Origin of the sequence: Stenotrophomonas sp. Nf1 (assembly GCF_003028475.1) — a bacterium.
In the GTDB taxonomy this organism is placed as follows: Bacteria; Pseudomonadota; Gammaproteobacteria; order Xanthomonadales; family Xanthomonadaceae; genus Stenotrophomonas.
The window spans coordinates 282,884-303,124 of the sequence record NZ_PYTV01000001.1 but is presented as its reverse complement, the minus strand read 5'-3'; the positions used below and the strand labels follow the sequence as shown (position 1 = coordinate 303,124).

Below are 20,241 nucleotides of genomic sequence, written 5' to 3'. Positions count from 1 at the left end.
GACGCGGGTTTCGGGCCATTGGACAGCGCGCGTCAATGCTTGACGCGCGCGCTTCCACTCGGTTTGGCCTTGCTGCGCACAGTGACGCGCTGCGCACTCTTGCGCGCCTTCTTGGGCGCCAGCGGACGCTCCAATGCCAGATCCAGCACCTCTTCGATGTACTTCACCGGCACGATCTTCAGATCGCGGGTGACGTTGACCGGGATGTCCGCCAGATCCTTGCGGTTCTCCTCCGGAATGATGACCGTGCGGATACCGCCGCGCAGCGCCGCCAGCAGCTTCTCCTTCAGCCCGCCGATGGCGGTGACGCGACCGCGCAGCGTGATCTCGCCGGTCATCGCCACGTCGGCACGCACCGGCACCTTGGTCAGCATCGACACCAGCGAGGTGACCATCGCCGCACCGGCACTCGGGCCATCCTTCGGCGTGGCACCATCGGGCACGTGCAGGTGCACGTCGTGCTTCTGCAGGAACTCCGGATCGATGCCGAAGCCGACCGCGCGCGAACGCACCACCGACAACGCCGCCGACGCCGATTCCTTCATCACGTTGCCCAGCTGACCGGTCAGGATCAGCTGGCCCTTGCCCGGCACCAGCGTCGATTCGATCTGCAGCAGGTCGCCGCCCACTTCGGTCCAGGCCAAGCCGGTGACCAGGCCGATCTCGTTCTCTTCCTCGGCACGGCCGAAGTCGAAGCGACGCACGCCCAGGTACTTGTCCAGGTTCTTGCCGGACACGCTCACCAGCGCCTTCTTCTTCGCGCCCTTCTTCGCCTTCGCCGCCGGCTGCGGGCCGGCCAGCGCGATCTCCTTCACCACCTTGCGGCAGATCTTGGCGATCTCGCGCTCCAGGTTGCGCACACCCGATTCGCGCGTGTAGTAGCGCACGATGTCCTGGATGGCATCGCTGCCGATCTCCAGCTCTTCCGGCTGCAGGCCGTTGGCCTTGATCTGCTTCGGAACCAGGTAGCGGGTGGCGATGTTGAGCTTCTCATCCTCGGTGTAGCCGGGGATGCGGATCACTTCCATGCGGTCCAGCAGCGGGCCCGGAATGTTGAGCGAGTTCGAGGTGGCCACGAACATCACTTCGGACAGGTCCAGATCCACTTCCAGGTAGTGGTCGTTGAACGCGTTGTTCTGCTCCGGGTCGAGCACTTCCAGCAGCGCCGAGGACGGATCGCCACGGAAGTCCATCGACATCTTGTCGATCTCATCGAGCACGAACAGCGGGTTCTTGCTGCCGACCTTGTTGAGGTTCTGCACGATGCGGCCCGGCATCGAACCGACGTAGGTGCGACGGTGGCCACGGATCTCGGCCTCGTCGCGCACGCCGCCCAGCGACATGCGCACGAACTTGCGGTTGGTGGCCTTGGCGATGGACTGGCCCAGCGAGGTCTTGCCCACGCCCGGCGGCCCGACCAGGCACAGGATCGGGCCCTTCATCTGCTTCACCCGCGACTGCACCGCCAGGTATTCCAGGATGCGTTCCTTGACCTTCTCCAGCCCGTAGTGATCGGCGTCCAGGGTGTCCTGCGCGGCCTTCAGGTCCTTGCGCACCTTGCTGCGCTTCTTCCACGGCACGCCCAGCAGCCACTCCAGGTAGTTGCGCACGACGGCTGCTTCGGCCGACATCGGCGACATCTGCTTGAGCTTGTTCAGTTCATTGCGCGCCTTGGCTTCCACGGCCTTGGGCATGCCGGCTTCGGCGATCTTGCGCGCCAGTTCTTCCAGCTCGCCCGGCGCATCGTCCAGGTCACCCAGTTCTTTCTGGATGGCCTTCATCTGTTCGTTGAGGTAGTACTCGCGCTGGCTCTTCTCCATCTGCGACTTCACGCGGCCGCGGATGCGCTTTTCCATCTGCTGCACGTCGATCTCGCCATCGACCAGGCCGACCAGCATCTCCAGGCGGTCGCTCACCGCCAGCGTCTCCAGCAGGCGCTGCTTGTCGGCCAGGCGCACGCTGATGTGAGCGGCGATGGTATCGGCCAGGCGCGCCGGCTCATCGATGCCCGACAGCGTCTGCAGCAGTTCCGGCGGCAGCTTGCGGTTGGTCTTCACGTACTGCTCGAACAGCGACATCAGCGAGCGGGCGATCGCTTCGACCTCGCGCGCCTCGCGACCGTCAACGGCGTCGATCTCCACCGCCTGGCCGTGCAGCGAGCCGTTGCGCTCGTCGACGTGGGTGACCTGCACGCGCGACAGACCTTCGACCAGCACCTTGATGGTGCCGTCGGGCAGCTTCAGCAGCTGCAGCACCTGCGCCAGCGTACCGACCTGGTAGAGGTCGGCCGCATGCGGGTCGTCGGTCTCGGCCGACTTCTGCGCCAGCAGCAGGATGCGCTTGTCCGATTCCATTGCCTGTTCGAGCGCGTGCATGGACTTGTCACGGCCGACGAACAGCGGGATGACCATGTGCGGGAACACCACTACGTCGCGCAGCGGCAGGACCGGCAGGTCGAGGGTTTCACTTGGGGAACGGGCCATGGGGGCTCCAGGGAAGGGGAAAACCGCCTCCGGGAGGGCATCTTCCGGAGACAAAAAAAGCCGATGGCCCCGTTATGGGGCCATCGGCTTTCAGATGCAAGGCATTCCTTGAAAATCCTTTCCAATCAACAACCTGGAGGGATCACTCGGCGCCTGCGGCCTTCTGTTCAGGGGCCGCCGGGGTCTGGTAGATCAGGTACGGCTCGGACTTGTGCTCGATCACCGACTCGTCCACCACCACCTTGCTGACGTTTTCCTGCGACGGCAGGTCGTACATGGTGTCCAGCAGGACCGATTCGACGATGGTGCGCAGGCCACGGGCACCGGTCTTGCGCTTGAGCGCCTTGCGGGCAATGGCCGACAGCGCGTCCGGACGGAACTCCAGCTCGACGTTCTCCATCTCGAACAGCTTCTTGAACTGCTTGGTGATGGCGTTCTTCGGCTCGGTCAGGATCTTGATCAGCGCCGGCTCGTCCAGCTCCTCCAGGGTCGCCACCACCGGCAGGCGGCCGACGAACTCGGGAATCAGGCCGAACTTGATCAGGTCTTCCGGCTCGACTTCGGCCAGCACCTTGCCCACTTCCTGCTTGCGCTCGCTGCTCTTGACCTTGGCACCGAAGCCGATGCTGCCCACGTCGGTGGAACGGGCCTGGATCACCTTGTCCAGCCCGGCGAACGCGCCGCCGCAGATGAACAGGATGTTCTTGGTGTCCACCTGCAGGAATTCCTGCTGCGGGTGCTTGCGGCCGCCCTGCGGCGGCACGCTGGCCACGGTGCCTTCGATCAGCTTCAGCAGCGCCTGCTGCACGCCTTCGCCGGACACATCGCGGGTGATCGACGGGTTCTCGCTCTTGCGCGAAATCTTGTCGATCTCATCGATGTAGACGATGCCCTGCTGCGCCTTCTCGACGTCGTAGTCGCACTTCTGCAGCAGCTTCTGGATGATGTTCTCCACGTCCTCGCCCACGTAACCGGCTTCGGTCAGCGTGGTGGCATCGGCCATGGTGAACGGCACGTTGAGCAGGCGGGCCAGGGTCTCGGCCAGCAGGGTCTTGCCCGAACCGGTCGGGCCGACCAGCAGGATGTTCGACTTCGCCAGTTCGACGTCGTCGTTCTTCTGCCGGCTCTCGATGCGCTTGTAGTGGTTGTACACGGCCACGGCCAAGGTGCGCTTGGCGCGGTTCTGGCCGATCACGTACTGGTCGAGGACCTCGAGGATCTCGCGCGGCTTGGGCAGCGAACTGCGCGCCGACTGCGCCTTTTCCTCAAGTTCCTCACGGATGATGTCGTTGCACAGCTCCACGCATTCATCGCAGATGAACACGCTCGGACCCGCAATCAGCTTGCGCACTTCATGCTGGCTCTTGCCGCAGAAAGAGCAGTAGAGGATCTTGCCGGTGTCCGTGGAACGACCTTGGCGGTCTTCGCTCATGCTTCGCTTACCCAGTTGCCCCACCCGCTGAACGGGGGTTCGATTCGAGAATAGCACAGGGCCGAGGGGACACCAGTCCCGCCCGACCCTGCAGGAACGGGGCCTCCATGGCCCCGTGAAGGCCGGTCAACCGGCCTGGATCGACTCATCCGGACGACGCTCCAGCACCTGGTCGACCAGACCATAGGCCTGGGCTTCAAAGGCGCTCTTGAAGTTGTCGCGCTCGGTATCGCGGGCGATCGTCTCCAGCGACTGGCCGGTGTGCTTGGCCAGCACCTCGTTCAGGCGCGAACGCAGGGTCAGGATCTCACGCGCGTGGATGTCGATGTCGGTGGCCTGGCCCTGGTAGCCGCCCAGCGGCTGGTGGATCATCACGCGCGAGTTCGGCAGCGCATAGCGCTTGCCGGCTTCGCCCGCGGCCAGCAGCAGGGCGCCCATCGAGGCGGCCTGGCCGATGCAGGTGGTGCTCACATTCGGCTTGATGTACTGCATGGTGTCGTAGATCGCCATGCCGGCGGTGACCACGCCACCCGGCGAGTTGATGTAGATATTGATGTCCTTTTCCGGGTTTTCCGATTCCAGGAACAGCAACTGCGCCACCACCACGTTGGCCATGTGATCGTCGATCGGGCCCACGAGGAAGATCAGGCGCTCCTTCAACAGGCGCGAATAGATGTCGTAGGCACGCTCGCCGCGGCTGGTCTGCTCGACCACCATCGGAACCAGGTTCAGGGCTTTGGTTCGGTTGTCCATTACGTGAGGTACCTGTCTTGGGGGGAAACAACCCCGCGCCGGCAACGACGCGGGGGATGCGGTGATCCGCCCGGGATTACTGGCGGATCGCGTCCTGGAACGACAGCTTCTCTTCGGTGTGCTGGGCACGCTCGGCGATCCAGTCGATCACCTGCTCTTCCATCACACGGTTCTGCAGGCCAGACATCAGCTGGGGGTCGTTGCGGTACATCTCAATGACCTGTTCCGGCTCTTCGTAGGTCGAAGCGATCAGACGCATCGTTTCGTTCAGGCGCTTGGGTTCCAGGCGCAGGTCGTTGGTGCGGGCCACTTCACCCACCACCAGGCCGACCAGCACGCGCTTGGCGGCCGCGTCCTTGAAGCCTTCGTGGGCGTCGGCCGGGATCTCACCGACGTTCTGGCCGTTGCGGCGGATCTGCTCGACCTGCTGGGCCAGCATGGCGCGGGCTTCGTTGTCGACCAGGCGCGGCGGCATTTCCACCGAGGAGTAAGCGGCGATCAGCTGCTCACCCACTTCGCGGCGCAGGCGGTTCATCAGCGCGCCCTTCAGCTCACGCTCCAGGTTGGCGCGGATGTCGCTGCGGAACTGCTCGACGTCGCCGCCCTTCACGCCGAAGCTCTTGATGAAGGCTTCGTCCACCGCCGGCACGACCGGCTCGGACACTTCAGCCACCTTGACGGTGACCTGCACGGTCTTGCCGGCCAGCACCGGCACGCGCCAGTCCGCCGGGAAGTCGACGTCCAGGGTCTTCTCTTCACCCTTGGCCAGGCCGACCAGGCCCTTCTCGATGGTGTCGAACATCATGCCCTGGCCGAGCACGATCGAACCCTTCTCGGTGCCTTCGGCCGGCAGGCGCTCTTCGCCGGCCTGCGACCAGGTCTCCACTGCCACCAGGTCACCGTCCTGCGCGCCACGGCTGACCGGGGCCCAGGTACGGCGCTGGTTCTGCAGGTTCTCGATCATCTGGTCGATGTCGGCGTCGCTGATCTCGGCGGTGTGGCGCACCACGGTCAGCTTGCTGACGTCGAGGTCGCCGAAGTCCGGCACCACTTCCACGGTGGCCACGAAGGAGAACTCACCCTCCTCGCCCTTGTCGATGCGCGGGCTGCCGACGATGCGCAGGTCGTGCTCACGCACGGCCGCGTCGAAGGTTTCGCGCAGCAGGCCGTCCAGCGCCTCGCCACGGACCTGCGCGCCGAAGCGCTGCTCGATCACCTTGGCCGGCACCTTGCCCGGACGGAAACCCTTGATGCGGGTGGTACGGGCGATTTCGCCCAGGCGGCCGACGATGTGGCTCTGCAGACGGTCTTCCGGCAGCGAGAAGCTCAGGCGGCGTTCCAGGTTGCCGGTGGATTCGATCGAAGCTTGCATGTTGACTCCTGCCACCGGTGGCCCAGGCCCCCGGCTCGATGATGGGATGAAACGGTTGTAAGGACACGACGTCTGGGACGCGCCTGCTTGCCGCAGCCCTTTAGTTTCGCCCAATTCGGCGTGCACTGCCAGCGCGTGCCGGTCAAGGGGGCGCCGATGGCCCGATCAGGGCGGGGACAGGCCGGCACTGGTGCGAAAGGGGGGACTCGAACCCCCACGCCTTGCGGCACTGGAACCTAAATCCAGGGCGTCTACCAATTCCGCCACTTTCGCGTGGCCGGCACAGGCGTTCATTGTCGCAGGCGGGCGCAGGAAGCGGAAGGCCTGCACAAAGCTGAATCTGCCGTCCCGAGCGACCGGCAGCCGCCCGGGACGCTCATGGATCAGGGCTGTCGGGGTTCGGCCGGCGCCGCATCCACACCCTGCCCGTCCGCCGCGTCCAGCTTGCGGATTTCAACACCGCCGTCATCGGTCCGGCGCACCTGCACCGCCTCGGACGGCGGCCCCCCTTCCATCGGCGCGGTCGGCTGCATCGGCATCGCCTCCCCGGCCGAAGCAGCCGGAGCACTCTGCGCGGCAGCATCATGTCCGGCAGCCTCACGCCCAGCCTCACACGCGGTCAGCGCCACCAGTGCGAACGGCAACAGCAGCGTCAGGCGCAGTCGATTGAAATCGGCCATCAGGATCGTCCTCCATGCATGCGCCATCGGCGCGGAACCACCATTGGGTGCGATGCAGGAGGCACTGCGGTGAGAAGCAGCGCACAGCATTGAAAACACCGATGACGCGTATGCCCCGGGTTTCATCACCGCTTCAGTAGATCCACACCTTGTGTGGATGAGGGTCGGCCACTCGCGCGGGCAAAGCTTCAGTAGATCCACGCCATGCGTGGATGAAGGCCGCGCGCGGGCAAGAAAAAAGCCACTTGGCAAACCAAGTGGCTTTCGTCTGGTGGGCTGTCAAGGATTCGAACCTTGGACCTATTGATTAAGAGTCAACTGCTCTACCAACTGAGCTAACAGCCCGAAATCGGGGCGCGAATTATGACCCGATCCGCTCGGTGGGCGCAAGCACTATTTTCAACATCGTTGAAACCAGTACTGCGATCCCGCTACTGCGGCAGATCCAAGCCAGGCGGGGATCTGCAGCGTGTGATCCAACAGAAAGAAGGAGTCACACTTAAAGAAAAAAGCCACCTGGCATACCAGGTGGCTTCCGTCTTGGTGGGCCGTCAAGGATTCGAACCTTGGACCTATTGATTAAGAGTCAACTGCTCTACCAACTGAGCTAACGGCCCGTGAAACTCAGACGCACATTGTAACGTGCATTCTGTTTATTGCAATACCGTTTCGGCTGCGCCGAGGCGGTTGAAACAGTGGGGTGGCTGAGGGGATTCGAACCCCCGACCACCGGAATCACAATCCGGTACTCTAACCAACTGAGCTACAGCCACCACTGAAACGTTTGCTCCCCCGCCGATGAAGCTGGCGTTGGAACCTTGATGCTTTGCAACCGGGCGGAACCAGAAGTCCGTCCCCCGAAGCGAGTCCGGCATTTTCCGGGAGTCGCGAAGGAATTGCAAGCGTTTCTTCACATTGATGTGCAGGCACCCGCATCAGCGATGCGTGGCCACAATTTCGCACCCTGCGGCGCAAACGGTCAGCGGCGCCAGCCGCGTTTCTGCTCTGCGGAGACCCACAACGTCAGGCGTGTTCTCCACTCTCCTGCGGCCAGGTGTGGACGCAGCGCGATGCACGCCTCCGTCATTGGCCACGCATGATCGGAAACGCGCAGTCCGGTGATGGACGCGGAACCGGATCGTCCATCCAGACAACACGACACACGGCTGTCCACCCACCACTTTGTGGCGTTGCGCCGCAGCGCTCGGACGGCCCGTCACCGCAACACCTCCGACGCCCAGTTCCGGGCGCCGGCCCCTGCCCATCATCGGCTATGCGGACGCGTGAACAACAAATGAATAAATAGTGAACGAATCGCGAATGACGCTGGGGGAGATCCGCTCATTCACCGTTAGCAGCGGGACATGGAAGGCGAGGCGGACGTTTGAAACCCTGTCCCGTCCGGCAACGAAGGTGAAACACCAGATGAGAAAACGGCAAATCGGAGTGATCGCACTGGCAGCGGTGCTGACAGTGGCGGCCGTTGCACTGTTCGTCCACCTGCAACAGGCGCCTGCAGATGCCATGCACGCGGATGCAACCAGACGCGTCGGCCCGACGCAGGAATCGACCCGGCAGGCGCAGCCACCAGGCTCCGGTGCAGCGACCGCACAGCGGCTTGAGAAGGACAGCAAGATCCCGCCCGGCTCGTACACCGCGGTGGGACCCAAGGCCTACCAGATCACCCGCGCACACGAATTCCGCCCTGCGGGCGATGCACTCGCCCACGTCAGGCAACTGATGCTGCGCTCCGATGCCGGCGATGCCACGGCCACCTACGAGATCCATCTGACCATCGAGCAGTGCCAGACCTTCACTTCGGACCGCGCCGACGTGCTGGCCGATTCGGCCGCCAGCGTCGGTGCCGGCGGCTGGTTCCTGGAACGATCCGAGCGCCTGCTCAAGGAGTGCGAATCGCTGGCGCTGGAGCGCGACATCTACCACACCGATTGGCTCTCCAAGGCTGCTGCAATGGGCTCGCAGGAAGCCATGCGCGCCTACTCGCTCTCTCCCGAGAAGGTCATCGGCTCACTGGATGACGCCATCCGGGATCCGGCCCGGCTCAGCCAATGGAAGGAGACCGCGCTCAGCTATCTCGATGCACTGGCTGCACAGGGAAACATTTCCGCACTCGGTGATCTGGAAAGGGCGTACGCCGCCGGCAGCTTCACGCAACCCGACCCTGTGCGCGCTTGGGCATACGCGCGCGCGTTGCAGAGGGTCAACCCGCGCCTGGTCACCCATGACGATCTGATGCGCTACGAGAAAGACCTGACTCAGGAGGAGAAGGCCAACTCACGAACCCTTGCTGAAAACATCTACCAGAACTGTTGCATCCTGAAATAGGGGAAAGGAAAACATGAAAACTGTGGGAATCAAGGACACTCCAGGGTTTCGAACGAAGCATCTTTCGATCCTGCTCGGCGCACTGGTACTTCTGACTGCCTGGGAGGCGTCTGCGGCCAATCGCGGCGTTCTCAACTGCAGCGAGTGCACGGTCACCGTACCGAATCCGGATGAAGCAACGTATCGCGTGCTGTCCCGGGAGCGTGAGCGCCAGAGCCCCTCGAGCGGGACCGTGTGGCAGGTCGCGAACCGGATGAAGCCCGGCGACACCCTGACGGTGTGCAATGGCATCGTCTGCGCGGACTACACCCTGCGCTACAACCAGGTGTTCGACAGTGGCACGGTTGTTTCCACCGTCCTGCCGCCCCCTGCACGTGGCGGTGGCGGTGGTGGTGGTGGCGGCGGCGGCGGTGGCGGCAGCGGCCCGATCGGCGGCGGCTGCCACGGCAACTGCGGTGGCGGCAGGGTTGATGTGGGCGAACTCGAGCAGCTGTGATTCCACGCGGGGCGCTTCAACGCAGTGCCCTGCCAGGACGCAAAAAGGCCAGCGCACCGCGCTGGCCTTTTTTTGTTGCCCACAATGTCGCGATCCGCGCATCCCCGGTGTTCCCGGGAGGGCTCCGCCAGCATCAGAATAATCTATAAGCCATTGATTCCAATGGCGCGCCCGACAGGAATCGAACCTGTAACCGCCGGCTTAGAAGGCCGGTGCTCTATCCAGTTGAGCTACGGGCGCCCGAACCGGAACGGTGTCCAATCCGACGTGATGTGGGATTGGTCGGGGTAGAGGGATTCGAACCCCCGACATCCTGCTCCCAAAGCAGGCGCGCTACCAGACTGCGCTATACCCCGGTCTTGCAATCCCCTCGGGCCGGGCCCGGGGAGCTGGTCATTGTCGCCAAGCGCATTGCGAACTGTCAACGCGGGCAGCGCGACGTGGGCGCCGACAACAGCGCCGTGCGCGGTCATCGGCTATGCTCGCGGTGATCGGCCGGATGGCCGTCCAGACCCTCATTCGCACGGAGAACGCGCATGCGCAGCGGCAACCCGGCTCTTTCCGAGTCGACTTTCCTCGACCTCGCCAACGGTTCGGTGGTGACCCGCCCCGACCAGGTGATGACCCTCAACGGCACCGCCAACAAGACCGGCATCCTGCTGCTGTTGACCGTGCTGACCGCCGCCTTCGCCTGGAACCAGTCGGTCGACGCGTACGGCCAGATGACCGGCGGTGCCGGCCTGTACGCCATGGGCGGCGCGATCGGTGGCCTGGTGCTGGCGCTGATCACCATCTTCAAGAAGGAATGGTCGCCGGTCACCGCACCGATGTACGCACTGGTCGAAGGCCTGTTCCTGGGCGCGGTCTCGGCCCTGTTCAACATGAAGTACCCGGGCATCGTGTTCCAGGCCGTGCTGCTGACCTTCGGCACGCTGGCCGCATTGCTGATCGCCTACCGCAGCGGCGTGATCAAGGCCACCGAGAACTTCAAGATGGGCGTGGTCGCCGCCACCGGCGGCATTGCCCTGCTCTACCTGGCCTCGTTCGTACTCGGCTTCTTCAACATCAACGTGCCGGTGATCCACGACGCCAGCTGGCTGGGCATCGCCTTCAGCCTGTTCGTGGTGGTGGTGGCCGCACTCAACCTGGTGCTGGATTTCGACTTCATCGAGACCGGCGTGGCCCAGCGCGCGCCGAAGTACATGGAATGGTATGGCGCATTCGGCCTGATGGTGACCCTGGTCTGGCTGTATGTGGAGTTCCTGCGACTGCTGTCGAAGATCCAGCAGCGCTGAGTCCCGGCGTGCCGTAAACGACAAGCCGCGATCCGCAAGGGTCGCGGCTTTTTCGTAGCGTCGAGCTTGCTCGACTGCTTCAGACGGTAGCGTCGAGCTTGCTCGACGGATGCCGATCCCGTCGAGCAAGCTCGACGCTACGGAGCAGGATCCCATGACCTTCCCCAGCTACCGCCCGGCCAGCAGCACCGGCAGTGACGACGCCAGCAGCGCGATGCCGGAGGCGGTCAGCAGGCTCAGCACGACCTGCCGGAAGCGCGCTTCGCTGATGCCGATGTAGACCCGCGCGCCCAACAGCGTCGGCACCGGCATCGCCGGTGCCACGATGGCGAAGTACGGCAGCATCTGCCGCGTCACCAGGCCACTTCCGACATAGGTGGCCAGGGTCACCGCCAGCATCGCCAGATTGAAATTCTGGATGACCGCGCGCTGCTCGTCCTTGCCGAAGCCCCGCAGCGTGCTCCACAGCGTCGGCACCGGTCCGGCGAAACCGCCAATGCCGCTGAGCACCCCCCCGGCCATGCCGGCGATCGCATCGCCCACGCGGCCGCCGACGGTGACCGGCGGCAACGACCGCGCCATCAGCATCACCGGGCACCACAGTGCCAGGAAGCCGCCCAGCAGCGCCTTGAACCAGACCATGTCCAGCTGCGGCAGCACCATCACGCCCAGCGGAATGCCGGCCAGCCCGCCCAGCACGAAGGGCAGCAGCAGGCGCAGGTTGAAGCCGCGGCGCACGGTGAACACTGCAACCAACTGCCCGACCAGCGCGCCGAACACCGACAGTGTGGCGGCCAGGCGCGGCTCCAGTCCCCATGCCCAGAACGACATCGCCACCATGCCGAAGGCGAAGCCGGACAAGCCCTGCACGAATCCAGCGACGATCGCGCCAAGCGCGACCAGCAGATACACCGACTCCATCACCACCTCGGTTGCAACCGCGCGGCTACCCTGCCGCGCCCACCTGTGCAGCGTAGTGCGCCGCAAGGTGCTCGACCAGCGCGCGCACTTTCGGCGCCAGTGCACGCGCATGCGGATACAGCGCGAAGTAGCGGCGCTGCCCGGCATGCCAGGCCGGCAACACGCGGATCAAGCGGCCCGCGCGCAGGTCCTCCTGTACGGTCAGTGCAGTGAACAGGCTGATGCCCATTCCGGCCAGCGCGGCGGCATACAGCGCGGGCGTGGCATCCACGCGCAGGCGCTGGCCGGCCTCGATGCTCACGCTGGCACCGCGCGGCCCCTGCAGCTGCCAGGGCAGCATTGACGGGGTGGGACTGAATCCCAGCAGCGTGTGTTGTTCGAGATCCGCAGCCTGCCGCGGCAGACCATGACGTGCCAGATAGGCCGGCGCAGCCACCAGGATGCGCGGGCAGCTGGCCAGTTCGCGCGCGACCAGCTGGCTGTCCGGCAACGTGGCGGCGATGCGCAGGGCCAGGTCGAAGCCACCACCGACCACATCGACCAGCTGGTCATCGGCCGACAGGTCCAGCGCCACCTGCGGGTAGCGCTGCAGGAATGATGGCAGCCATTGCGGCAACTCCTGGCTGGCCACCACCTGCGGCACGCTGATCCGCACGGTGCCGCTGGGCTGCGCCTGCCCGGCGCGCGCGCGGTCATCGGCTTCCTGCAGGCGGTCCAGCAGGGCGCCGGCCTCCCGGTAGTAGTCGCGTCCGGCTTCGGTCAATGACAACCGTCGGCTGTTGCGATCGAGCAGGCGAACCTGCAGGTGCTCTTCCAGCTGCCGCAGCTGCCGCGACATCGCCGAGTGCGTGGTGCCCAGGCGCTCGGCGGCGGCGGTGAAACTGCCGGCATCAACGATGGCGCGCAGCGCGCGCAGAGCGGCAAAGTGGTCCATCGGTGGTCGGCTCCACAGGGCGGGGCCCGCGACGTGCGGACCCCGCCAGCTTATCAAGCGCCGTTGCCGGCCTTGCGTACCGGCAGCGCCAGGATCGCATCGGTACGCATGACATCACCGAAGGTGTCTTCAATCTGCGCCAGTGAGGCGTCGTGCAGCACGCGATGATCGATGCGACCGCCATTGGCCAGGTCCAGGTCACGGCTGGCACTGGCATCGGAGGCCACGATCACCCGATAGCCGCGCGGCGCGGCGGCCGCATCGCGCGCGGCACCGGCCACGCAGGCGTGGGTCTGCAGACCGGTGACGATCAGCGTGTCGATGCCGGCGTCCTTCAGCACCGTGTCGAGCACCGCGGCCGAGCTGCCAGCGAACACGCTGACGTTGTCCTTCTGCACCACGGTCTCGCCCTTGCGCGGCTGCAGGTCGCGATGGAAGGCGGCATTGACGCTGCCCTGCGCGAACAGCGGCGCACCGGCTGGCAGCACGTGCTGCACGTGGATCACGCGGATGCCGTTGGCGTCGGCAAATTCGACCACCCGCTTGGCCTGGCGCAGCGCGGCCACGCCATCGGGGATGACCATGCGGCCACCGGCAAAGCCCGGTGCGGCGCTGGCATCGAAATACTCGTTCTGGAAGTCGATCACCAAGACGGCGGTCTTGGCTGCATCCAGCGCGGCCACCGACGGCGCGCCGGCCATGTGGCGGATGGTGGGGTGGGACGGCTCGGCGGAGGCAATCGGGGCAGCGGCGGCCATGCCGATCAGACTGGCCAGGCCAAAGGCGGTGAGGTTCATGGACGGATTCCTGTGCGATGGGAGTGGGGCACAGGATGCGGAGCGGTTGGCGCACGAACCAGCCATGCAACAGCACATGATCTGTGCGAAAAACGCACTGTAGAGTCGAGCCATGCTCGACTGCTTCTGCTTTTCGTCCAGGGCCGTGAAAGCGCGGCCGAGCATGGCCCGAGGCTACGGGGCCAGCTTGACCCCGTTGAGTCGCACGATCATCGCGTGGTCACGACCCAGCACCACTTCGGCGATATTGCTGCCCGCACGCACGGCACGTTCAAGTCTCGTCGGATACTTCACTGGGACGCCGGCCAGCGTCTGCACATGTTGGGCCGGAGAGATCCTGCTCCTGATCACGAACGCCGCACAGTTGCCTTCGAGCATATACACAGGCAATCCTGCCGGAAATTCGACCAACCGCAGGATGCGCGCCTCGCTCTCCCGCAGGCTGCGGAGGGGCGCCCCATGCGTGCGCAGGCGGCGCAGCGCGCGCTGGGCGCGGGACCACGGCCAGTAGAAGAAGGCGTAGATGGCCACGCCGGTAGCATAGACGGCAACGGCCGCCACGACCCACACGGCCGCCTCAGGCATCTGAAAAAGTCCTGTCGGTGAAAAGCCGCAGTTGAAAACGCAGACGGGCCGTACAACGACGGCCCGTCTTCAACGCATGCAGGACCGGACTGGACATCACCGAGACGATCTCCAGCCGGAACGCCGGCCGCTTACAGGCGGCTGGCGATGGCCTTGGCGAAGCTCATGGTGGTGCCGGTGCCGCCGAGGTCGCCGGTCAGCGAGTCCTTGGCTTCCATGGTGGCGACGATGGCCTTGCGCAGGCGCTCGGCGTTTTCCGGCTGACCGACGTGGTCCAGCATCTGTGCGGCTGCCAGCAGCAGCGCGCACGGATTGGCCTTGCCCTGGCCGGCGATGTCCGGCGCGGTGCCGTGCACGGCTTCGAAGATCGCCGCGTCCTTGCCGATGTTGGCACCCGGGGCCAGGCCCAGGCCGCCGACCAGACCGGCGCACAGGTCGGAGATGATGTCGCCGAACAGGTTGGTGGTGACGATCACGTCGAACTGTTCCGGACGCATCACCAGCTGCATGCAGCAGTTGTCGACGATCATTTCCTGGAACTCGATGTCCGGGTACTGCGCGGCCACTTCACGGGCGACGTTCAGGAACAGGCCCGAGGTCGACTTGATGATGTTGGCCTTGTGCACCGCGGTGACCTTCTTGCGGCCGACGCTGCGGGCCAGCTCGAAGGCGTAGCGCACGATGCGCTCGGAGCCCTTGCGGGTGATGCGGGTGCCGGAGAAGGCGGTCTCGCCGTCGGCCGACACTTCCTGGCCTTCGGCCAGGTAGGCACCTTCGGTGTTCTCACGAACGGTGATCAGGTCGACGTTGTCGAAGCGCGACTTGGTGTTCGGGAAGGTGTGGGCCGGACGCACGTTGGCGTACAGGTCGAAGTGACGGCGCAGGCTGACGTTGATCGAGGTGAAGCCACCACCGACCGGGGTGGTCAGCGGGCTCTTCAGCGCCACCTTGTTGCGCGCGATCGATTCCAGGGTCACCGCCGGCATCAGGTCGCCGTGCTTTTCCAGGGCCACCAGGCCGGCGTCGGCGTCTTCATACTCCAGGCCAGCGTTGAGCTGGTCGAGCACGAACAGGGTGGCGTCCATGATTTCCGGGCCAATGCCGTCGCCGCGGATGACCGTAATTTTCTGCGTCATTGATCGATGTTCCGAACAGGGGGAAAAACGCCGTCCGGACGTGCCCGGAAACGCCGGCGCAAAGGAAGTTTCACCAGCAATTATGCCTGAGCCGGGGCCGAGGTCCCAAATAGACCATGGTCCCAGTCCCTGGCCCAGGCAGAATTGCCCGCGCATTCCTCCTCTACCCCCGCCTGTCGGCGCGCCCCTTCAACAAGAAGGGGCTCCTGGGCTGGAAGATCACGGGGTAGTGCCGGCCAGCGGCCGGCCGTACCGGGAAGGGCGCAAGGTCCCGGTTCCCGGCGTTCGTCAGGGTCAGTGCTCGTGCGCTGCCGGGGCGGCGGCGCCGCCTTCGAGCTGGTCGAGGAAGTCGACCGCGCGGCGCAGGTGCGGGATCACGATCGAGCCGCCCACCACCAGGCCGACCGAGAAGGTCTCGAAAAACTCCTCACGGGTCACCCCGGCGTCCTTGCACTGGGCCACGTGGTAGCTGATGCAGTCATCGCAGCGCAGCACCATCGAGGCCACCAGGCCCAACAGTTCCTTGGTCTTCACGTCCAGCGCGCCGGCCTGGTAGGTCTGCGTGTCCAGCGCGAAGAAGCGGCGCACCACCTGGTTCGGTTCGCCCAGGATGCGCTCGTTCATGCGCTTGCGGAAGTCGGTGAACTCGGCGATGCGGTCCTTGCTGCCGTCGTCGGCCGCGCTCATGCCTGGCCCTGCCCGGCCAGCAGCGGCTCGAGCTTGCCTTCACGGTGCAGGGCCATCATGTCGTCGTAGCCGCCGACATGGACGTCGCCGACGAAGATCTGCGGCACGCTGGTGCGGCGGGTCAGCGCCATCATCTTCTCGCGCTCGACCGGGTCCAGGTCGATGCGGACCTCGGTCCACTGCTGGCCCTTGCTCTTGAGGAAGTTCTTGGCGGCCACGCAGTAGGGGCAGACGGCGGTGGAATAGATGGTGATGGCGGGGGCACCGCCGGCGGTCTGGGCTGTCACGGGAAACTCCACGATGGATCGACGGTCTACATATGGTACCGGTGCGCTGGAATTTCCACGCCACGGCCGCAACACTGTGGATTAACGAATGGTTGCCCCCTGCCCTGCCACGCTGGGCGCGCCCCGCCCGAGGACCTTCTGCTTGCGAGCCCTGCTGCTGACTACCGCCGTCACCCTGGCCCTGGCCATGCCGCTGGCCCGGGCCCAGGAGAAGCTGCCCGACATCGGCTCCTCGGCCGGCGAGCTGCTGACCCCGGCGCGCCAGGCCGAGTACGGCGCGATGATGCTGCGCGAGCTGCGCAACTACGGTTACCTGCTGGACGATCCGCTGGTCAACGACTGGCTGCAGACCATGGGCACCCGGCTCGGCTCCAACAGCGACCAGCCTCGTCAGCCCTACACCTTCTTTGTGATGAAGGACCGCCAGATCAACGCCTTCGCCACCCTGGGCGGCTACATCGGGGTCAACGCCGGCCTGGTGCTGACCGCCGAGCGCGAGGACGAGGTGGCCGCGGTGCTTTCCCACGAAATCGCCCACGTCACCCAGCAGCACGTGCTGCGCGGGGTCGAACGTGCCCAGCGCGACCAGATCCCGATCCTGCTGGGCATGCTGGCGGCGGTAGTGGCCGCCCAGGCCAGCAACAGCAGCTCCTCGGGCAACGCCACCATGGCCGCGATCAGCTCGGGCATGGGCCTGATGCAGCAGCGGCAGATCAACTACACCCGCTCCAATGAGTCCGAGGCCGACCGCCTGGGCATCCGCACCCTGTCGCGCAGCGGCTACGACGTGGATGCGATGGCCGGCTTCTTCGAGCGGATGTCGGCGGCGATGCGCGGCAACGAGGGCGGCTACAGCGTGCCGGACTTCCTGCGCACCCACCCGGTCAACATCACCCGCATCAGCGAGGCCAAGGCCCGCGCCGAGCAGATGAAGAAGGACACGGTGCTGCTGACCACCACAACGCCGACCGGCGAGCGCAGGGAACGGGTGGACCCGGCCGACCCCAGCCTGGCCGAACCCCTGTTGCGCGGCAACAACCCGTTGCTGCCGGCCAGTGTGCTGCGTGTCCCGATGGGGCAGCTCAGCCGTGGCGCCAGCGGCGACTTCGACTGGGCACGTGAGCGCCTGCGCGTGCTCAGCGCCGACTCGACCCCCGAGCTGGAGCGCGAATATGCCGACCTGGCCAAGCGCCAGAAGAACGGCCTCAACGACGCACAGCGCTACGGCCAGGCCCTGGCGGTGATGCGCGGTGGCCGCAGTGGCGCCGGCCAGGCCCGGCAGACGCTGGCCGGTCTGCTGCAGGACCATCCGGGCAACCTGTGGCTGGCGCTGGGCCTGGGCGAGGCCGAATCGCGGGCGGGCCAGGCCGCGCAGGCCAACAGCCGGTTCGAGCAGCTGCTGCGCGAGCACCCCAACAGCCGCCCGGTGGCGCTGACCTATGCCGAGATCCTCAACGAACAGGGCAACCCCGACGCCGGCAAGCGCGCCCAGGCCATGCTGCGGCCGTTGCTGTCGCAAAGTGGTAACGATCCGGTCTTCCAGCAGCGCTACGCCCGCGCCAGCGAGCTGGCCGGTGACAGCGTGCGGGCCAGCGAGGCCTATGCCGAGGCCGCTTTCCTCAGCGGGCGCCCGGAGCAGGCGCTGATGCAGCTGCAGGCGCTCAAGCGCAACCCGGCCCTGGACTACATCGGGCGCGCCCGGGTGGACGCGCGCATCGAGGCGATCACCCCCACCGTGCTGGAACTGCGCCGGCAGGGCGTGCAGGACCCGGATCTGGACCGCCGCTGAGCCGCGCATGACCGGCCGATGGCAATCGCGGCCGGTTCCGGCCGGGTAGTCACAAACATGTCATCAAACCGTAGTCTACTGGCACCACTCCAGTAACCGAGCCCTACGGTGTCCTCGTGCAGAAACGCATCCTGATCGTCGACGACGAGCCCGCGATCCGTGAAATGGTCGCCTTCGCCCTCCGCAAGGGCGATTACGAACCGGTCCACGCCGGCGATGCCCGTGAGGCCCAGACCGCGATCGCCGACCGCGTCCCCGACCTGATCCTGCTGGACTGGATGCTGCCCGGCACCAGCGGCCTGGACCTGGCCCGTCGCTGGCGCAAGGAAACACTGACCCGCGAAGTGCCGATCATCATGCTGACCGCCCGCGGCGAAGAGAACGACCGCGTCGGTGGCCTGGAAGCCGGTGTCGACGACTACGTGGTCAAGCCGTTCTCGGCGCGCGAACTGCTGGCCCGCATCCGCGCGGTCATGCGTCGTGCCCGCGAGGACGATGAGGATGGCAGCGTGGCGGTCGGCCCGATCCGCATCGACGGCGCTGCCCATCGCGTGTTCGCCAACGACCAGCCGGTGCCGATCGGCCCGACCGAATACCGCCTGCTGCACTTCTTCATGACCCACCCCGAGCGCGTCTATACCCGCGCCCAGCTGCTGGACCATGTGTGGGGCGGCAGCGTGTATGTGGAAGAGCGCACCATCGATGTGCACATCCGCCGCCTGCGCAAGACGCTGGAACCGTTCAACGCCGAAAACATGGTGCAGACCGTGCGCGGCGCCGGTTACCGCTTCTCCACTGCCACCTGAGTCTCGTCGTGCCGGCGCCGCGCACCCGCGGGTGCCGGTGCCGGCAACTCTGCTATAACCCTCGGTTCACCCCAGTGAACCGCCGCACCTCAACGACGAGATCGCAATGCCCCGCCACATCCGCTCTGCCTGGTTGAAGACCCTGGCCACCGTTGCCGCGGTACTGCTGTTCGCCGGACTGGTGGGATGGTTCACGGGCCACCTGTGGTTGTGCATCGCGCTGGGCGCACTGGCCACGCTGGCCTGGCATTACTGGCGCCTGCGCAGCGTGTTGCGCCGGCTGACCGCGCGCCAGCGCTGGGATACCGCCGAAGAAGGCACCGGTGTCTGGAACGAGCTGGACCGCCTGCTGTACCGCAACCAGGTGGAAATGCGCGTGCGCAAGCGCCGCCTGCTGGACATGCTGCGCAGCTACCGCGCCGCTGCCGCCGCGCTGCCCGATGCGGTGGTGGTGCTGGACCGCAACAGCCAGCGCGTGCAGTGGTTCAACGAAGCGGCCACCGCCCTGCTCGGCCTGCACCATCCCGGCGACCTTGGCGAAGCGCTGGTCGAACGCCTGCAGCCGATGCCGCTGGCGCATTGGCTGGCCGGCGGCCGCAATGCCGAGCCGATCCTGGACGTGCCCTCGCCGGTCGATCCGGCGATCCGCCTCAACCTGCGCCTGATTCCCTATTCGTCCGACTACTGGCTGCTGATCGCCCGCGATGTCAGCAAGCTGCTGCGCCTGGAGCAGGTGCGCCGTGACTTCGTGGCCAACGTTTCACATGAGCTGCGCACGCCGCTCACCGTGGTGCACGGCTACCTGGACATGATGGACCCGGAGGATTTCCCGGGCACCGGACCGATGCTGGAAGAGATGCGAAAGCAGAGCCAGCGCATGGCCCAGCTGGTGGAAGACCTGCTGACCCTGTCGCGGCTGGAATCGCAGGAACACAGCGAGGAGGAGACCGTGGCCATGCAGCCGATGCTGGCCACGCTGCGCCGCGAGGCCGAAGCGCACAGCCAGGGCCGCCACCAGATCAGCATCGACGATCTTGCCGGTGTCGACCTGCAGGGCTCGACCAAGGAGCTGCACAGCGCCTTCTCCAACCTGGTCACCAATGCCGTGCGCTACACCCCGGCCGGCGGCCGCATCGCGGTCGAGTTCCGCCGCGAAGGCGACGGTGCGGTGCTGGCGGTGCGCGACTCCGGCTATGGCATTCCGGCCAACCACCTGCCGCGCCTGACCGAACGCTTCTACCGTGTTTCCAGCAGCCGTTCGCGCGAGAGCGGCGGCACCGGCCTGGGCCTGTCGATCGTCAAGCACATCCTCGGCCTGCACCATGCGCGGCTGGAGATCGAAAGCGAAGTCGGCAAGGGCTCGGTGTTCTCCTGCCATTTCGATGCCGACCACGTGCGCCCACGTGAGTCCGCCCCCCTGACCACCATCGAAGAATGACGCC

At 65.8% G+C, this 20,241-nt stretch carries 18 protein-coding genes and 6 tRNA genes; 6 read left to right on the top strand and 18 right to left on the bottom strand.

Features of this window, described 5'->3' with window-relative positions; all coding sequences use genetic code 11:
• Window positions 1–32 precede the first annotated feature (32 nt).
• The 9 genes from lon to C9412_RS01435 all read right to left on the bottom strand — a co-directional run bounded on the left by lon (window position 33) and on the right by C9412_RS01435 (window position 7,493).
• Window positions 33–2,483, bottom strand: a complete 2,451-nt coding sequence (gene lon / locus C9412_RS01475; RefSeq protein ID WP_107230005.1) for an endopeptidase La — start codon at window positions 2,481–2,483, stop codon at window positions 33–35.
• A gap of 142 nt (window positions 2,484–2,625) precedes the next feature.
• Window positions 2,626–3,915, bottom strand: coding sequence for an ATP-dependent Clp protease ATP-binding subunit ClpX (clpX, locus tag C9412_RS01470; RefSeq protein ID WP_004154600.1), 1,290 nt, complete (start codon window positions 3,913–3,915; stop codon window positions 2,626–2,628).
• A gap of 126 nt (window positions 3,916–4,041) precedes the next feature.
• Window positions 4,042–4,668: an ATP-dependent Clp endopeptidase proteolytic subunit ClpP gene (gene clpP, locus C9412_RS01465; RefSeq protein ID WP_004146318.1), complete on the bottom strand. Its 627-nt coding sequence runs from the start codon at window positions 4,666–4,668 to the stop codon at window positions 4,042–4,044.
• A gap of 76 nt (window positions 4,669–4,744) precedes the next feature.
• Entirely contained in the window at window positions 4,745–6,040 is a 1,296-nt protein-coding gene (tig, locus tag C9412_RS01460; RefSeq protein ID WP_107230004.1) for a trigger factor, read from the bottom strand.
• Window positions 6,041–6,228: 188 nt separating this feature from the next.
• A tRNA-Leu gene (locus tag C9412_RS01455) sits at window positions 6,229–6,313 on the bottom strand.
• Window positions 6,314–6,423: 110 nt separating this feature from the next.
• Window positions 6,424–6,720: a hypothetical protein gene (locus C9412_RS01450; protein WP_107230003.1), complete on the bottom strand. Its 297-nt coding sequence runs from the start codon at window positions 6,718–6,720 to the stop codon at window positions 6,424–6,426.
• Window positions 6,721–6,989: 269 nt separating this feature from the next.
• Window positions 6,990–7,065: transfer RNA gene (locus tag C9412_RS01445), tRNA-Lys, on the bottom strand.
• Window positions 7,066–7,261: 196 nt separating this feature from the next.
• Window positions 7,262–7,337: transfer RNA gene (locus C9412_RS01440), tRNA-Lys, on the bottom strand.
• Between the two features lie 79 nt (window positions 7,338–7,416).
• Window positions 7,417–7,493, bottom strand: a tRNA-His gene (locus C9412_RS01435).
• A 532-nt stretch (window positions 7,494–8,025) separates the two neighbouring features.
• On the opposite strand from C9412_RS01435, the gene C9412_RS01430 reads away from it, so the two are divergent.
• Window positions 8,026–9,066 carry a hypothetical protein gene (locus C9412_RS01430; RefSeq protein WP_258189924.1) on the top strand — a complete coding sequence of 347 codons (1,041 nt, stop codon included), beginning with the start codon at window positions 8,026–8,028 and terminating at the stop codon, window positions 9,064–9,066.
• A 22-nt stretch (window positions 9,067–9,088) separates the two neighbouring features.
• Complete coding sequence (locus tag C9412_RS20655) at window positions 9,089–9,562, top strand: hypothetical protein (RefSeq protein WP_258189923.1); 474 nt, start codon at window positions 9,089–9,091, stop codon at window positions 9,560–9,562.
• Window positions 9,563–9,725: 163 nt separating this feature from the next.
• Here C9412_RS20655 and C9412_RS01420 read toward each other — a convergent pair.
• Both C9412_RS01420 and C9412_RS01415 read right to left on the bottom strand, forming a co-directional pair.
• Window positions 9,726–9,802: transfer RNA gene (locus C9412_RS01420), tRNA-Arg, on the bottom strand.
• Window positions 9,803–9,841: 39 nt separating this feature from the next.
• Window positions 9,842–9,918, bottom strand: a tRNA-Pro gene (locus tag C9412_RS01415).
• Window positions 9,919–10,098: 180 nt separating this feature from the next.
• Here C9412_RS01415 and C9412_RS01410 point away from each other — a divergent pair.
• The gene (locus C9412_RS01410) at window positions 10,099–10,857 is read left to right on the top strand and encodes a Bax inhibitor-1/YccA family protein (RefSeq protein ID WP_107230000.1); all 759 of its coding nucleotides are present in this window, start codon (window positions 10,099–10,101) and stop codon (window positions 10,855–10,857) included.
• Between the two features lie 168 nt (window positions 10,858–11,025).
• On the opposite strand, the gene C9412_RS01405 is transcribed toward C9412_RS01410, so the two are convergent.
• The 7 genes from C9412_RS01405 to grxC all read right to left on the bottom strand — a co-directional run bounded on the left by C9412_RS01405 (window position 11,026) and on the right by grxC (window position 16,204).
• Window positions 11,026–11,778: a sulfite exporter TauE/SafE family protein gene (locus C9412_RS01405; protein ID WP_107229999.1), complete on the bottom strand. Its 753-nt coding sequence runs from the start codon at window positions 11,776–11,778 to the stop codon at window positions 11,026–11,028.
• Window positions 11,779–11,803: 25 nt separating this feature from the next.
• Window positions 11,804–12,712 carry a LysR family transcriptional regulator gene (locus C9412_RS01400; protein ID WP_107229998.1) on the bottom strand — a complete coding sequence of 303 codons (909 nt, stop codon included), beginning with the start codon at window positions 12,710–12,712 and terminating at the stop codon, window positions 11,804–11,806.
• A 53-nt stretch (window positions 12,713–12,765) separates the two neighbouring features.
• Window positions 12,766–13,509, bottom strand: coding sequence for an isochorismatase family cysteine hydrolase (locus tag C9412_RS01395; protein WP_107229997.1), 744 nt, complete (start codon window positions 13,507–13,509; stop codon window positions 12,766–12,768).
• A 174-nt stretch (window positions 13,510–13,683) separates the two neighbouring features.
• A complete protein-coding gene (locus C9412_RS01390) occupies window positions 13,684–14,094 on the bottom strand; it encodes a hypothetical protein (protein WP_107229996.1) in 411 nt (136 codons plus the stop codon).
• A 131-nt stretch (window positions 14,095–14,225) separates the two neighbouring features.
• A complete protein-coding gene (locus C9412_RS01385) occupies window positions 14,226–15,230 on the bottom strand; it encodes an isocitrate dehydrogenase (RefSeq protein ID WP_107229995.1) in 1,005 nt (334 codons plus the stop codon).
• A gap of 294 nt (window positions 15,231–15,524) precedes the next feature.
• Window positions 15,525–15,917, bottom strand: a complete 393-nt coding sequence (locus tag C9412_RS01380; protein ID WP_005408260.1) for a carboxymuconolactone decarboxylase family protein — start codon at window positions 15,915–15,917, stop codon at window positions 15,525–15,527.
• Window positions 15,914–16,204 (bottom strand): glutaredoxin 3, encoded by a 291-nt coding sequence (gene grxC, locus C9412_RS01375; RefSeq protein ID WP_049400919.1) that lies wholly within the window; start codon window positions 16,202–16,204, stop codon window positions 15,914–15,916. The genes C9412_RS01380 and grxC overlap by 4 nt, the downstream gene beginning before the upstream one ends.
• 88 nt (window positions 16,205–16,292) lie before the next feature.
• Here grxC and C9412_RS01370 point away from each other — a divergent pair, with 88 nt between their 5' ends.
• The 3 genes from C9412_RS01370 to phoR all read left to right on the top strand — a co-directional run bounded on the left by C9412_RS01370 (window position 16,293) and on the right by phoR (window position 20,237).
• Entirely contained in the window at window positions 16,293–17,993 is a 1,701-nt protein-coding gene (locus tag C9412_RS01370; protein ID WP_181358768.1) for a M48 family metalloprotease, read from the top strand.
• A gap of 116 nt (window positions 17,994–18,109) precedes the next feature.
• On the top strand, window positions 18,110–18,799 hold the full coding sequence (gene phoB / locus C9412_RS01365) for a phosphate regulon transcriptional regulator PhoB (RefSeq protein ID WP_005408258.1): 690 nt from the start codon (window positions 18,110–18,112) through the stop codon (window positions 18,797–18,799).
• Between the two features lie 106 nt (window positions 18,800–18,905).
• Window positions 18,906–20,237, top strand: coding sequence for a phosphate regulon sensor histidine kinase PhoR (gene phoR / locus C9412_RS01360; RefSeq protein ID WP_107229993.1), 1,332 nt, complete (start codon window positions 18,906–18,908; stop codon window positions 20,235–20,237).
• Window positions 20,238–20,241 lie beyond the last annotated feature (4 nt).

Excerpts from the sequence above, each read along its gene's own strand:
- C9412_RS01400 (WP_107229998.1), bottom strand. The coding sequence starts at position 12,712 with ATGGACCACTTTGCCGCTCTGCGCGCGCTGCGCGCCATCGTTGATGCC.
- tig (WP_107230004.1), bottom strand. The coding sequence starts at position 6,040 with ATGCAAGCTTCGATCGAATCCACCGGCAACCTGGAACGCCGCCTGAGC.
- C9412_RS01410 (WP_107230000.1), top strand. The coding sequence starts at position 10,099 with ATGCGCAGCGGCAACCCGGCTCTTTCCGAGTCGACTTTCCTCGACCTC.
- C9412_RS01380 (WP_005408260.1), bottom strand. The coding sequence starts at position 15,917 with ATGAGCGCGGCCGACGACGGCAGCAAGGACCGCATCGCCGAGTTCACC.
- phoR (WP_107229993.1), top strand. The coding sequence starts at position 18,906 with ATGCCCCGCCACATCCGCTCTGCCTGGTTGAAGACCCTGGCCACCGTT.
- C9412_RS01385 (WP_107229995.1), bottom strand. The coding sequence starts at position 15,230 with ATGACGCAGAAAATTACGGTCATCCGCGGCGACGGCATTGGCCCGGAA.
- C9412_RS01405 (WP_107229999.1), bottom strand. The coding sequence starts at position 11,778 with ATGGAGTCGGTGTATCTGCTGGTCGCGCTTGGCGCGATCGTCGCTGGA.
- clpX (WP_004154600.1), bottom strand. The coding sequence starts at position 3,915 with ATGAGCGAAGACCGCCAAGGTCGTTCCACGGACACCGGCAAGATCCTC.
- C9412_RS01450 (WP_107230003.1), bottom strand. The coding sequence starts at position 6,720 with ATGGCCGATTTCAATCGACTGCGCCTGACGCTGCTGTTGCCGTTCGCA.
- C9412_RS01395 (WP_107229997.1), bottom strand. The coding sequence starts at position 13,509 with ATGAACCTCACCGCCTTTGGCCTGGCCAGTCTGATCGGCATGGCCGCC.
- lon (WP_107230005.1), bottom strand. The coding sequence starts at position 2,483 with ATGGCCCGTTCCCCAAGTGAAACCCTCGACCTGCCGGTCCTGCCGCTG.
- clpP (WP_004146318.1), bottom strand. The coding sequence starts at position 4,668 with ATGGACAACCGAACCAAAGCCCTGAACCTGGTTCCGATGGTGGTCGAG.
- C9412_RS01370 (WP_181358768.1), top strand. The coding sequence starts at position 16,293 with ATGGTTGCCCCCTGCCCTGCCACGCTGGGCGCGCCCCGCCCGAGGACC.
- C9412_RS01390 (WP_107229996.1), bottom strand. The coding sequence starts at position 14,094 with ATGCCTGAGGCGGCCGTGTGGGTCGTGGCGGCCGTTGCCGTCTATGCT.